The organism is Mesorhizobium sp. B2-5-11 (assembly GCF_006440835.1).
Classification (GTDB): Bacteria; Pseudomonadota; Alphaproteobacteria; order Rhizobiales; family Rhizobiaceae; genus Mesorhizobium.
Genome location: NZ_VFUK01000001.1, coordinates 1102172 through 1115132 on the forward strand (window position 1 = coordinate 1102172; position 12961 = coordinate 1115132).

The following is a 12961-nucleotide window of genomic DNA, read 5'->3' on the forward strand; positions in this document are numbered from 1 at the left end:
CTTTCGACCGGCGCGGGATTTTTTTTATTCAGGAAGTCAGTTCAAAGGGCTGAAATCTCAGAAGAAACCTTTCCGCTGCCACCAGCCGGCGCGCTTCGGCTTCTCTTCGGTCTTGGTTTCCGGCTCTTCGGCGACGGTCGAGGAAACCACCGGCACGATCGGCGCATCGATGGCCGCCGGCTTGCGTCGTGACGGACGGGCCTTCGGTGTTTCCTCGGCGGTCGCTGCCGCCGCCTCGTCCGATGCCGTGGCTGGCGTCTCGGCGGGTGCCGGAACGGCCAGTTCAGCGATCGGCTCCTCGGCGACAGCCTCGGCGGCTGCCTTCTTCGGCTTGGCTGCGCGCCGCGGCTTCTTGGGCTTCTCGGCGGTCGTCGCCTCGTCGCTCACTGGAGCCACCGGCTCTTCCGCAGCCACGACGGTTACCGGCTCGATCGCAGGCTCGCTTTCGGAAGCATCGACCCCGGAAGGTTCGGTCGCTTCATCGGCGCTTGCCTCGGCCTCGCCTTCGCCGTCCTCGCGCCGGTTGCGTTTGCCGCCGCGCTTGCCGCGGCGACGCTTCTTGCCCTGGCCCTCGTCGGATGCTTCCGCCGTTTCGGCAGTTCCGGCCGCGGGGACCGGAGCCTCGTCGCCGGCTTCCGCCTCGTCACGGCTCACCGGGCTTTCCGATGTGGACAACTCGTCGGCCTGCGCCGACACGGAAGCACCGTCGGTGTGGCCATGTTCTCGATCGCGATCCTTGCCGCCGCGGCGTCTGCGACGCTTGCGGCGCTTGCGGTCGCGGCCTTCGCCCTCTTCGCCGGGCCTCTGCTGGTGCTGACCTTGCTGCGGCTGACGCGGCTGTTCGGCCTGGGCCGGTGCTTCGTCTTCCTCCTCGACGATGGTCTCATCCTCGGGCTCTTCCGGTTCGACATAGGCCGGCAGGGTGCGTGCCTCGACGAAGCCTTCAGGCTTTTCGGCCAGCGCGCCGCGGAAGATCGCATAATGCTGCGAACCGACCGTGTCGTCGGCCTCGAGCGTGATAGTCAGGCCGAAGCGGCTTTCCAGTTCCACCAGCGTGCCGCGCTTGTGGTTGAGCACATAGAGCGCGGTCGCCGCGGGCGTGCGAACCGTGATGTGGCTGCGCGAATCCTTGAGCAGGAACTCCTCGATCGCCCTGACCACCATCAGCGCGACAGACGAATCGGAGCGCACATGGCCGGTGCCGCCGCAATGCGGGCAAGGCTTCATGGTCGATTCCAACACGCTGGCGCGGATGCGCTGGCGCGACATCTCCATCAGGCCGAAATGCGAGATGCGGCCGACCTGGATGCGCGCGCGGTCGTTCTTGAGATGATCCTTCAACCGCTTCTCGACGGCACGGTTGTTGCGGTTCTCCTCCATGTCGATGAAGTCGATGACGATCAGGCCGGCAAGGTCGCGCAGCCTGAGCTGGCGGGCGACTTCCTCCGCCGCTTCCAGATTGGTGTGGAGCGCGGTGTCCTCGATCGAGTGCTCCTTGGTCGAGCGGCCCGAATTGACGTCGATGGCGACCAGCGCCTCGGTCTGGTTGATGATGATGTAGCCGCCGCTCTTGAGCGTCACTTGCGGCTGCAGCATGCGGTCAAGCTGCGCCTCGATGCCGTTGCGCACGAAGATCGGCGTCGTATCGCGGAACGGCTGAACCACCTTCGCGTGGCTCGGCATCAGCATGCGCATGAAGTCCTTGGCCTCGCGGTAGCCCTCTTCGCCGGAGACGAGGATCTCGTCGATGTCCTTGTTATAGAGGTCGCGCACCGAACGCTTGATCAGGCTGCCTTCCTCGTAGACGAGGGCAGGGGCCGTGGACTGGAGCGTGAGATTGCGCACGTTCTCCCAAAGCCGCATCAGATATTCGTAATCGCGCTTGATCTCGGCCTTGGTGCGGCTCTCGCCTGCGGTGCGCAGGATGACGCCCATGCCTTGCGGCACTTCGAGATCGGCGACCACTTCCTTGAGGCGCTTGCGGTCCACAGCACTGGTGATCTTGCGCGAAATTCCGCCGCCGCGCGCCGTGTTCGGCATCAGCACGGAATAGCGGCCGGCAAGCGACAGATAGGTGGTGAGCGCTGCGCCCTTGTTGCCGCGCTCTTCCTTGACAACCTGCACCAGCAGGATCTGGCGGCGCTTGATCACTTCCTGGATCTTGTACTGGCGGCGCATCGGCTTACGGCGGTTGCGCGCTTCCTCCAGGGCATCCTCGGCGCCGACCGATTCGACCTCGTGATCGTCCGGATGCGAAGACTGAACCTCTTCCAGCATGCCGCGATCATCGTCGCTGGATTCACTGCCCTGTTCCGTCAGCGGGACGGGTTCGGAAATCACGTCGGCGTCGACGGAGGCGGCGATCGACGTCGGGCCGCCCTCGCGGGTCTCGCCTTCGTCCTGTCCGGACGATTCGTCGCTCTGCTCGGGGGAGGCTTCGCCATGATTGGATGCATCCGCGGCCTGTTCCGGGATATCGGCCGCATGTTCGATGGTTTCCGAACCGTGGGAAGTGTTCTCCGAGACGGCGTCGTTGCCATTGTCGGCGTCGCCTGCCTCGCCGGCCGTTTCGGTTGCCTCGTCGGCATCGGCCCCGCTCGCATCGCGCTTGTGTTCTGCGCGGTCGCGGCCCTTGCCGCCGCGCCGGCGCCCGCGCCGGCCGCGATCGCGGCTCTGGCGGTCGTCGCCTTCGCCGTCCTCATCGTCCTCGTCCTCGGCTTCCTGCGCTTCGGCGCGCAGCAGCGCCTGACGGTCGGCGACGGGGATCTGGTAGTAGTCGGGGTGTATTTCACTGAAGGCGAGGAAACCGTGACGGTTGCCGCCATATTCGACAAAGGCTGCCTGAAGGGAGGGTTCGACGCGCGTTACGCGGGCGAGATAGATGTTTCCTTTGAGCTGCTTCTTGTCCTGTGATTCAAAGTCGAATTCTTCGATACGATTACCGCGTACGACGACAACGCGTGTTTCCTCCGGGTGGGAGGCGTCTATCAGCATTTTGTTGGGCATTATTTCGTTTCCCCCCGGCAGCCGTCAGCCGCAGCTTGCGGCGCAAGGGCCGCTGCTGTGTGTCTGGATGAATGTGGGTGCCGGATGTCTGAATGTCCGCCGGACGGTGCCTGCGCGCCATGGCGGTGCCGCCCGCAGCCATATTGGCGCGGTTTGATGCGGACCTTTCCATGATTGCGCTTGAAGCCATCGTCACCAGCAGAACCTTTTGAACCAAAGCCCGGAAACCGGACCAGCTTGTTTGCTCATACAGAGCCGGCGCGGGACAAACCCGGCCGTTTTCCTCACGCAGGCGATTCCCCCGCCACGGGCGCACACCTGCGAAATTCGTCGCGATCACCTGAACCCTTCTCGCATGGAGCGAAAGGAGCCGCCTTTCGTCTCACCTGTAGCGGGAAGCTGCGGAGGAGGGCGGTTCCAGGATTGCAGTGATCCACTATCGCTTTTATGATTTGGCGGGTTGGAAGGCAACCCCGATTTCCGACGCCGGCAAAAGCGGTTCCGCCACGTAAGCACGGGTCCGGGCCTCGCGTGAAAAGGCTTGGTTAACCTTCTCTGGATACCAATCGTTAATCGAGTTCGCGGCCTAACCGGCACTTCGACTACATGACCGGGCGCCTTGGCGCCAAACCGGGAGCGACTGCAAAGAGATGGGACTGGCAGGCTTCACAGACAAGGGCAGTCGTGCCGGCGGCCGTTTGCTCACGATCTTCTGCCTCCTGCTGTCGATGACCATCTCGTTGGTCGCCAACGCCGCCGATGCCCCGCTCACGGCAACCGGTTACAAGATGGCGGGCGATGCCACCAAGATGCGCATCGTCATGGATTTCGACCGTGAGCCCGACGTCAAATGGTTCCTTTTGCGCGGGCCCAATCGTCTGGTCATCGATCTGGCGAATACGAAGTTAGCCATCGATGCCAAGGATTTGAAGCCTCGCGGGCTGGTCAAGGGCGTGCGCCTGGGTGAGTTGGAGGCAGGCGTGTCGCGGCTGGTTCTCACCGGCAAGGGGCCGTTCGCGGTCGACAAGCTCGATGTTCTCAAGAACGAGGACGGCGCGGGCTACCGCATCGCCATCGACATGTCGGCGGCCTCCGAACGCGAGTTCGACACTGCCCTTGCCAATCAGGCGCTGACCACCGGTTCCACGGTTTCGACCGACAAGGGCGGGCGGGTCGGCACCGGGCCGGTCTCCAATCCGGGCCATCGCTTCACCGTCGTCATCGATCCGGGCCATGGCGGCGTCGATGGCGGTGCCGAGGGCCTGAACGGCACCGTCGAAAAGAACGTCACGCTGGCTTTCGCCACGGAACTGCGCGACAAGCTCGCCGCCGTCGGCAGATACGATGTCTTCATGACGCGCGACACCGACGAATATTTGCGGCTGGACGACCGCGTGCGCATCGCTCGCCAGCATGAGGCCGACCTGCTCATCTCCATTCATGCCGACACCATCAGCCTCAAGGGCATCCGTGGCGCGACCGTCTATACCGTTTCCGACAAGGCTTCGGATCCGGAAGCGCAGGCGCTTGCCGATCGTGAAAATCTCTCGGACCAGTTCGCCGGCATGGTGATCAAGGACGACAACAAGGAAGTCACCGATATCCTGATCGACCTGATCCGCCGCGAGACCCACACCTTTTCGATGAGTTTCGCCCACACGCTGGTCGGCCAGTTGTCGACCAGCGTCGGCCTCATCAACAATCCGCAGCGTTCCGCGGGATTCAAGGTGCTGAAAGCGCCTGACGTCCCCTCCGTGCTGGTCGAACTAGGCTATCTCTCGAATGCCAAGGACGAGGCGCAACTGCTCGACGCCGACTGGCGCGGCAAGGCGGCGCAAAGCATCACCAACGCCGTCGCGCTGTTCGCTTCCGCGCGTGCCAGAACGGGAACCGGGGGCTGAAATGCCTGACGACGCCTGCAACCACAGGCAGCGTTGCGCGGCGACAACACCCGACGCTTTTATTTCCGACTCACGGCCGCGAAATCCGGCCTTGCCGTATTTTGCCCACATGGTAGCGACATGGGTTTTCGATTACGGGTTGGGACCGGCTCGAATGCTTGCGCGGAAGGCGGCTTCGTTTAGGAAATTCCCGAACCAAGGACTGGAGCGGGCATGATTCGTCTCATTGGCTATTTCTTCGGTATCGGCACGACGCTGGCCCTGCTGGTCGCGGCGGGGGTTGCCATCTATATCGGGCATTTGTCCAAGGATCTGCCCGACTATGAGGTGCTGGCCAAGTACGAGCCGCCGGTGACCACCCGAATCCATGCCTCGGACGGCGCGCTGATGGCCGAGTACGCGCGCGAACGGCGCCTGTATTTGCCGATCCAGGCCATCCCCGACCGCGTCAAGGCGGCCTTCCTGTCGGCCGAGGACAAGAATTTCTACAACCACCCCGGCATTGACGTGACCGGCCTGGGCCGCGCTATCATCGTCAACCTGCAGAATTTCGGCTCGGGCAGGCGTCAGGTTGGCGCCTCGACGATCACCCAGCAGGTGGCGAAGAATTTTCTGCTGACCTCGGACCAGACCTACGAGCGCAAGATCAAGGAAATGATCCTCGCCTTCCGCATCGAGCAGGCCTATTCCAAGGACCGCATTCTCGAACTCTACCTCAACGAAATCTTCTTCGGTTTCGGCGCCTATGGCGTGGCGGGTGCCGCGCTCACTTATTTCGACAAGTCGGTGAACGAGCTGACCGTGGCCGAGGCCGCCTATCTGGCCTCGCTACCCAAGGGGCCGAACAATTATCACCCCTTCAAGCATGCCGACCGCGCGCTTGAGCGCCGCAACTGGGTCATCGACCAGATGGTCGAGAACGGCTACGTTACGCGCGAGGAAGGCGACAAGGCCAAGGCGGAGCCCCTCGGCGTCACACCGCGCCGCAACGGCACCTATCTGTTCGCCGGCGAATACTTCACCGAGGAGGTGCGCCGCCAGATCATCGCCCGCTACGGCGAGAACGCGCTCTATGAAGGCGGCCTGTCCGTCCGCACCACGCTCGACCCGAAGATCCAGCTCATCGCCCGCAAGGCGATGCAGAACGGCTTGATCAAATACGACACGCTGCGCGGCTACCGCGGGCCGCTAAAGACGATCGACGTGTCCGGCGACTGGGGTGTGCCGCTGGGCAATGTGAAGGGACTGGAAGACGTTCCCGAATGGAAGCTCGCAGTCGTGCTCGACAGTTCGGCATCCGGCCTGTCGATTGGCTTGCAGCCGGCACGCCAGGCGTCGGGCGACATCGTCAAGGAGCGCGTCGAAGGCACCGTCAGCAAGGAAGACATGGGCTTTGCCATGCGCCATGTGGTCGGCGGCAAGACGGTCAGGGCCAAGTCGCCGGCCGATGTGCTGAAGCCGGGCGACGTCGTCTTCGTCCAGAAGAACGAAGGCTCCGACGACGCCTACAGCCTGCGCCAGGTCCCCGAAGTGGAAGGCGGCCTGATCGCCATGGATCCACACACCGGCCGCGTGCTGGCCATGGTCGGCGGCTTCTCCTACGCGCAGTCGGAGTTCAACCGCGCCACCCAGGCCATGCGCCAGCCCGGCTCTTCGTTCAAGCCGATCGTCTATTCCGCGGCGCTCGACAATGGCTATACGCCGGCGTCGGTGATCATGGACGGGCCGATTACCATCCAGAGCGGCAACACGACCTGGACGCCGAAGAACTACGACGGCACGGTCGCCGGTCCGGCGACCCTGCGCTCCGGCATCGAAAAGTCGCGCAATCTGATGACTGTGCGCCTCGCCAACGACATGGGCATGAAGCTGGTCGTCGAATACGCCGAGCGCTTCGGCGTCTATGACCATCTGGCGCCGTATTTGCCGATGGCGCTGGGCTCCGGCGAGACGACGGTGATGCGCATGGTTTCGGCCTATTCGATCATGGCCAATGGCGGCAAGTCGATCAAGCCGACATTGATCGACCGTATCCAGGACCGCTACGGCAAGACCGTCTTCAAGCAGGACGAACGCGGCTGCGAAGGCTGCAACGCGGCCGAATGGCAGAACCAGCCCGAACCTGAGCTTGTCGATAATTCCGAACAGGTTCTCGATCCGATGACCGCCTACCAGATCACCTCGATGATGGAAGGCGTCGTCCAGCGCGGCACCGGCGCCACCATCGCCGAGCTCGGACGCCACATCGCCGGCAAGACCGGCACCACCAACGACGAAAAGGACGCCTGGTTCATCGGTTACACGCCAAACCTCGTCGTCGGCCTCTATATGGGCTACGACACGCCGCGCGGCCTTGGCCATGGCGCCACCGGCGGCGGCCTCGCCGCTCCTATCTTCAAGGATTTCATGCGCGTGGCGCTGGATGGCACGCCCAATGTCGACTTCAAGGTTCCCGAAGGCATGAATCTGGTCGCCATCAACCGCAAGACCGGCATGCGGGCCAATTCGGGCGATCCCGGCACCATCATCGAGGCCTTCAAGCCGGGCACCGGGCCAGCCGACAGCTATTGGGTGATCGGCATGGGCGCCGACGGGTCCAATGCCTCCGGCGGCGCGCTGTCGCCTCAGGCCAACCAGGCCATCCAGTCGGGCGGCGGCGGCCTCTACTGACGGGTATGCATGCAGGATTGGGCCGGCCCTGGGCCGGTCCAATTTGCTTTACAGGCGGCGGCGCCGTCCCTATGTATCGCGCCGACCAGGCGTCACTTTCAGCAACAGGATAAAACACCAGGCCATGCGCGCGGAAACGCAGAATATTGTCGACGAGATCAGGCAGGCGATTACCCTGCTGAGGAGGCATCTTTGACTGGGATCAGGCCATAAAGCGGCTTGAATATCTCAACGTCCGCGCCGAGGACGCCAGCCTCTGGAACGAACCGCTGGAAGCGCAGAAGCTGATGCGCGAGCGCCAGGGCCTCGAGGAAGGCATCGCGGCGGTCAGGGGCCTGACCCAGGCGCTGGAAGACAATATCGGCCTGATCGAACTCGGCGAGGAAGAGGGCGACGAGAGCGTCGTTGCCGAGGCTGAGGCAGCGATCCGCTCGATGCAAGGCGAGGCGAAGGCCCGCCAGGTCGAGACGCTGCTGTCGGGCGAAGCCGACGCCAACGACACCTATCTCGAAATCCACGCAGGCGCCGGCGGCACCGAAAGCCAGGATTGGGCCTCGATGTTGCTGCGCATGTACACGCGCTGGGCCGAGCGCCGCCGCTTCAAGGTAGAGGTGCTGGAAGTGCATGACGGCGAAGAAGCCGGCATCAAGTCCGCGACGCTGCTGATCAAGGGCCACAATGCCTATGGCTGGCTGAAGACGGAGTCCGGCGTCCACCGGCTGGTGCGCATTTCACCTTATGACAGCAACGCGCGCCGGCACACGTCCTTTGCCAGCGTCTGGGTCTATCCCGTCATCGACGATACGATCGAGATCGACGTTTCCGAATCCGACGTGCGCATCGACACCTATCGTTCGTCCGGTTCAGGCGGCCAGCACGTCAACACCACCGATTCGGCGGTGCGCATTACCCATCTCGCCACCGGTATAGCGGTCGCCTGCCAGGCCGAACGTTCGCAGCACAAAAATCGGGCAAAGGCCTGGGAGATGCTGCGCTCGCGGCTTTACGAGGAAGAGCTGAAGAAGCGCGAAGCCGTCGCCAACGCCACCGAAGCATCGAAGAGCGACATTGGCTGGGGTCACCAGATCCGCTCCTACGTGCTGCAGCCCTATCAGCTGGTGAAGGATCTGCGTACTGGCGTCGAAAGCACCAGCCCGTCGAGCGTGCTCGATGGCGACCTCGATGACTTCATGGAAGCCTCGCTGTCGCAACGCATCGAGGGTGGTGCTGGGGAAGCGGTGGCGGACCTGGATTAGGGCCGGCGCCTACAGTGCCACACATTTGGATTGGATGATGGCTCGCAAGCTTGTTGGAAAGTGCTTCTGCGGCGCGGTGCACTATGCGGTCGCTGACGAGTTCCTGTACGCGGCGAATTGCCATTGCTCGAACTGCCGGCGCACGACAGGTTCGGCTTTCAAGCCCTTCGCGGGCATCGAACGCGCCAAGTTTGTCCTGACCAAGGGCCACGACATGTTGCTGGTCTTCGGCGACGACAACGGCCATGACGCGCACTGCAAGCGGTGCGGTTCGCTGCTCTATTCGGTCGTGCGCCAGGGCGCCTTCGTCCATGTCGCGATGGGAACGCTCGTCGACAACCCGAGCATCCGCCCGACCGAGCATATCTTCGTCGGTTCCAAGGCGCCGTGGTACACGATCAGCGACGGCCTGCCGCAGTATGACGAACACGTGATCACAGGACCTGCTGGCGAATAGGCCGGAACTTCTCTCGCTGAATCTCGTTATCTGCGATCCCGTCTGCTGGGCATGGTTGTGCCTGCCTATCCAATCGAGAGACGGCGCCTGTTTTCTGTTGCCGATGCGCGGCATTCAGCCTGCGACATCGGCATGCAGTGGTTTCTTGCGCCGACTCACAAATCGGCCCACCATCCATGGTCGAGGGGAGACAAAAGCATCTATGGCCGGGCGCGGCAGAAATGCCTGCTGACGATCCGGCCGCTGGGAAGACACGTTTCAGGAACGGGCAAGCGAAACGCTTGATGCTCGTCGAAAGGAGCGCTTCCATGTCTGCTGCCCCATCAAAATCGGCTCGGGCCGCGGTGGGCCGACTCATGCTCTGCCTGCTTGCAATCGCAGCGATTGCGTTGCCGATGGCGCCTGCCTTCGCCCACGACGCCAAGCCTACAGCGGCGAAGCCGCTGGGTTGGAGCTATCCATTCGCATGCTGCGCTAACTACGATTGCCGCACGGCCCATACTGGCGAGGTTTTGGAAAAACCCGAGGGTTATGTGATCGCCGGCACGGGGGAAGTTGTCCCGATGACCGACAAGCGTGTGAAGGACAGCCCGGACGGCGAATTCCACTGGTGCGCGCATCAAGCGGGTCTAGACGCCGGTAAGACGATCTGCCTGTTCGTGCCGCCGCGCTCCTACTAGGCCCGGGAAGCGCAGCGGCGACCGGCCCGGACCGCGATGGGCGGGGGCCTGCTGACGGACGGTTGCCAGGACCGCTCCTTTGTGTTGCGTTGCCTGCGGGCGGCGGACAAGGGAGAGGTGACGTCCATGACCATCAAGGGAAGCTGCCACTGCAAGGCGACGATATTCGAGGTTTCGCAAGCGCCGCAGACGCTGACGCAGTGCACTTGTTCGTTCTGCTCGAAACGCGGCTCGCTTTGGGCCTACTACACTCCTGCGCAGTTCAAGCTCCTCACGCCGCAGAAGAATGTTTCCTTCTATCAGTGGGGATCGAAGACCGTTAAGCACGGTTTTTGCGACACCTGCGGCTGCGGGACCTTCACCGAAACACCGGACTGGTCGAGCGGAGAGCCGGATTTCGACAATCCCAAGATCAGCGTCAACTCGCGGTTGTTCGACGATTTCGACCTGGACAAGGTCGAAGTGGTGGCCATCGACGGCAAGAATCTCTGGTAGATTCCTGGACGCCCAATCGGGAAAATCGTGCCCCGGGGAAAAGCCGTTGCCGGTGTTTTCCCGTTCCGCTTTTCGCCGCATTTCATGGTACAAGTCGCGCGAAGGGCTGATTTGGCGCCATCGCAAGGCGTGACTTGGAGAGGGACAATCCTATGAAGAAGACCGTGCTCGTCGTCGTGGCGACGGCTGTGCTGGTGAGCGCCTGCACCACCACCGATCCGTATACCGGCGACCAGAAAATTTCCAACACGGCGGCCGGTGCCGGCCTCGGCGCCTTGGCCGGCGCCAGCCTTGGCCTGCTTGCGGGCGGCAATGATCGTCGCAACGCGCTGATCGGTGCCGGCATCGGGGCGCTGGCCGGCGGCGCCATCGGCGCCACCATGGACCAGAACGAAGCCGAACTGCGCCGGCAGTTGGAGGGCACAGGCGTCAGCGTCACCCGCTCCGGCGACCAGATCATCCTTAATATGCCGTCCGATATCACCTTCAACGTCGATCAGGATGCGGTGAAGCCCGGCTTTTACCAGGTGCTGAATTCGGTCGCGCTGGTGCTGAAGAAGTTCAAGCAGACCACGGTCGACGTGTTCGGCCATACCGATTCGACCGGCGGCGACCAGCATAATTTCGATCTGTCGCAGCGCCGCGCGCTGGCGGTCGCCAACTACCTGGCTGGCCAGGGCGTCGATTCGCGCCGCTTCGCCGTTACGGGATTCGGCAAGACCCGTCCGGTAGCGTCCAATGCCACCGCCGAGGGTCGCGCTCAAAACCGTCGCGTCGAGATCCAGCTTTCGCCGCTCACCTGAGCAGCATCGATCAGAATGCAAAAACGGCCTCGCAAGGGGCCGTTTTTGTTTGCAAAATGCGACCGACGGCCAGGCCTGCGGCCCCCGGGTTCTTCCATGATGTTACGGTGAGGTCGGCTTATCGACCGTCGCTCGTTGGGTCAGGCGCTGCCGCCGGACGACATGGGCAACGATCAGTCCATGAATGAGCAGCCCGACCGTAAGTCCAAGGATATGGAAGCCCGTTCCCGAACCGGAAAGCGTCAGGATCGACCAGATGGATGCGGGTACGAACAAGACAACTGCGGTGATGAGCCCGGGGTTGTAGCTGCGCATCCTGATGGCCTGCGCGACGTGAACCAAAGCGTTGATCAGGGTGGTGTAGGCGGCGATCAGCCCTATCCCGGCATTGACCGTGACAGCGAGGGTGAAAACCAGGGAATAGATGCCCCATACACCCGGTACGTTGATCACAAAGACATCGAAGCGGGTAAGCAGCGGCGCCCCACCGCCGAGCATCTTGTTGACGAAAAGCCGGAACCGGTCCTCGGCATGCTCCTCGTATTGGTGGAGCATGTAAATCGGGATCAGCAGGAAGACGGCGAGCTCGGCTGTCTCCAATCGAGCAGCCAGCCCGATCGCCACCACGCACAGAGTGAGGCCGGCGAGCACGCCACCATAGACCCAATCTTCCACCAGACGCTTCATCACGCCATCTTCGGCGAGGCCGTGCGTCCTTGCAACACACGACGATATCAGACCTTGGCGACAATGCGTATGAATGCCGGTGTGTCGTCGCCGAAGCCAACGGTGGCGTCGCTCGGCGATGACGGCAACAGCTTCACCGGCCGCGACCCGCCGCTCTCAGATTGAGATTGGCGCGCCAGAGAATTAGCCAGTCCTAAATAACCGCTTTCCCGCAGCCATGGAAAGGAATAGCATCGTCGCTGTTCCGGAGGGGATGAGGCGGTACACCTGGCCGCGCAATAAGCATTTCTTTTTCAGCCTCGGTCTTGCACGGCCAGATCAAAAAAATCTGGGAGGAATGCATGACAAGAACAGCTAGCCTCGGGCGCTGCGGCGTCCTCGTTTTAACAGGTCTTGTAAGCGCATGGTTGGGCGTCGCGGCGGCTCGGGCCGAGGATGCCAACAAAGCTGACATCGGCGCCTTGAAAAAGTCGCTCGCCAAATATGAGGACTACACTGCGGCCGTCCGCGACCTTTATCTGTCGACGGTCGGCTGCGTCTACTATAGCGGAGAAAAGATATCCGGAGCGATGTACTACCCGAAAGGCGCCATGGGCATCCATTTCGTCAACGTCCCAAGTGTCGGCCAAAAACTCGACCCGATGCGCCCCAATGTGCTGATCTACGAGCCGACGAAAAACGGTCTGCGCCTGGTCGGGGCGGAATGGCTTGTGCCGCTGACGCCGGACGTCAAAGAGCCACCGAAGCTGTTTGGCCAAACCTTCATGGGTCCGATGGAGGGACACTATCCGCTCATCCCGAGGGAGTTCGTCCACTACGATCTTCACGCCTGGCTGGGTGATAATCCCAACGGCATGTTCAGTCCGACGAACCCGAACGTGAAATGCAACAAGGCCGAGTTTCCGATGTTGGAGAAACCGACCAAGATGATGCCCGGGCCGATGTAACGGCGACCCCAGCCAGGAGCTTGCCGGGAGGGCAAGCCGGATGGCCGTCTTGTCTTGGA

Annotated in this window: 10 protein-coding genes; 8 read left to right on the forward strand and 2 right to left on the reverse strand. The window is 62.6% G+C overall.

Translation table 11 applies throughout. From position 1 onward, the window contains the following. Positions 1 to 57 precede the first annotated feature (57 nt). Positions 58 to 3006 carry a ribonuclease E/G gene (locus FJ490_RS05610; protein WP_140584172.1) on the reverse strand — a complete coding sequence of 983 codons (2949 nt, stop codon included), beginning with the start codon at positions 3004 to 3006 and terminating at the stop codon, positions 58 to 60. 650 nt (positions 3007 to 3656) lie between these two features. On the opposite strand from FJ490_RS05610, the gene FJ490_RS05615 reads away from it, so the two are divergent. The 7 genes from FJ490_RS05615 to FJ490_RS05645 all read left to right on the forward strand — a co-directional run bounded on the left by FJ490_RS05615 (position 3657) and on the right by FJ490_RS05645 (position 11268). Next, complete coding sequence (locus FJ490_RS05615; protein WP_140728305.1) at positions 3657 to 4907, forward strand: N-acetylmuramoyl-L-alanine amidase; 1251 nt, start codon at positions 3657 to 3659, stop codon at positions 4905 to 4907. A gap of 213 nt (positions 4908 to 5120) precedes the next feature. Beyond that, the gene (locus FJ490_RS05620; protein WP_140493638.1) at positions 5121 to 7577 is read left to right on the forward strand and encodes a penicillin-binding protein 1A; all 2457 of its coding nucleotides are present in this window, start codon (positions 5121 to 5123) and stop codon (positions 7575 to 7577) included. A 124-nt stretch (positions 7578 to 7701) separates the two neighbouring features. Continuing rightward, a protein-coding gene (gene prfB / locus FJ490_RS05625) for a peptide chain release factor 2 (protein ID WP_140493636.1) occupies positions 7702 to 8833 on the forward strand; the annotation gives its coding sequence in 2 pieces (ribosomal slippage) (positions 7702 to 7767 and positions 7769 to 8833; 1131 coding nt in all). Between the two features lie 37 nt (positions 8834 to 8870). Continuing rightward, positions 8871 to 9290 (forward strand): GFA family protein, encoded by a 420-nt coding sequence (locus FJ490_RS05630; RefSeq protein ID WP_140517633.1) that lies wholly within the window; start codon positions 8871 to 8873, stop codon positions 9288 to 9290. A 308-nt stretch (positions 9291 to 9598) separates the two neighbouring features. After that, positions 9599 to 9970, forward strand: coding sequence for a hypothetical protein (locus FJ490_RS05635; RefSeq protein WP_140493631.1), 372 nt, complete (start codon positions 9599 to 9601; stop codon positions 9968 to 9970). Between the two features lie 126 nt (positions 9971 to 10096). Beyond that, a complete protein-coding gene (locus FJ490_RS05640; protein WP_140493629.1) occupies positions 10097 to 10465 on the forward strand; it encodes a GFA family protein in 369 nt (122 codons plus the stop codon). A gap of 152 nt (positions 10466 to 10617) precedes the next feature. Beyond that, positions 10618 to 11268 (forward strand): OmpA family protein, encoded by a 651-nt coding sequence (locus tag FJ490_RS05645; protein WP_140493627.1) that lies wholly within the window; start codon positions 10618 to 10620, stop codon positions 11266 to 11268. A 102-nt stretch (positions 11269 to 11370) separates the two neighbouring features. Here the strand turns inward: FJ490_RS05645 and FJ490_RS05650 are convergent, their stop codons facing one another. Further along, a complete protein-coding gene (locus FJ490_RS05650) occupies positions 11371 to 11955 on the reverse strand; it encodes an HXXEE domain-containing protein (protein ID WP_210239457.1) in 585 nt (194 codons plus the stop codon). 341 nt (positions 11956 to 12296) lie between these two features. Here FJ490_RS05650 and FJ490_RS05655 point away from each other — a divergent pair, with 341 nt between their 5' ends. Continuing rightward, positions 12297 to 12902 carry a hypothetical protein gene (locus FJ490_RS05655; protein WP_140522198.1) on the forward strand — a complete coding sequence of 202 codons (606 nt, stop codon included), beginning with the start codon at positions 12297 to 12299 and terminating at the stop codon, positions 12900 to 12902. Positions 12903 to 12961 lie beyond the last annotated feature (59 nt).

What these genes read in the sequence shown, in the direction of transcription:
- FJ490_RS05610 (WP_140584172.1), bottom strand. Translation starts at nt 3,006, where the DNA reads ATGCCCAACAAAATGCTGATAGACGCCTCCCACCCGGAGGAAACACGC.
- FJ490_RS05615 (WP_140728305.1), top strand. Translation starts at nt 3,657, where the DNA reads ATGGGACTGGCAGGCTTCACAGACAAGGGCAGTCGTGCCGGCGGCCGT.
- FJ490_RS05620 (WP_140493638.1), top strand. Translation starts at nt 5,121, where the DNA reads ATGATTCGTCTCATTGGCTATTTCTTCGGTATCGGCACGACGCTGGCC.
- FJ490_RS05630 (WP_140517633.1), top strand. Translation starts at nt 8,871, where the DNA reads ATGGCTCGCAAGCTTGTTGGAAAGTGCTTCTGCGGCGCGGTGCACTAT.
- FJ490_RS05635 (WP_140493631.1), top strand. Translation starts at nt 9,599, where the DNA reads ATGTCTGCTGCCCCATCAAAATCGGCTCGGGCCGCGGTGGGCCGACTC.
- FJ490_RS05640 (WP_140493629.1), top strand. Translation starts at nt 10,097, where the DNA reads ATGACCATCAAGGGAAGCTGCCACTGCAAGGCGACGATATTCGAGGTT.
- FJ490_RS05645 (WP_140493627.1), top strand. Translation starts at nt 10,618, where the DNA reads ATGAAGAAGACCGTGCTCGTCGTCGTGGCGACGGCTGTGCTGGTGAGC.
- FJ490_RS05650 (WP_210239457.1), bottom strand. Translation starts at nt 11,955, where the DNA reads ATGAAGCGTCTGGTGGAAGATTGGGTCTATGGTGGCGTGCTCGCCGGC.
- FJ490_RS05655 (WP_140522198.1), top strand. Translation starts at nt 12,297, where the DNA reads ATGACAAGAACAGCTAGCCTCGGGCGCTGCGGCGTCCTCGTTTTAACA.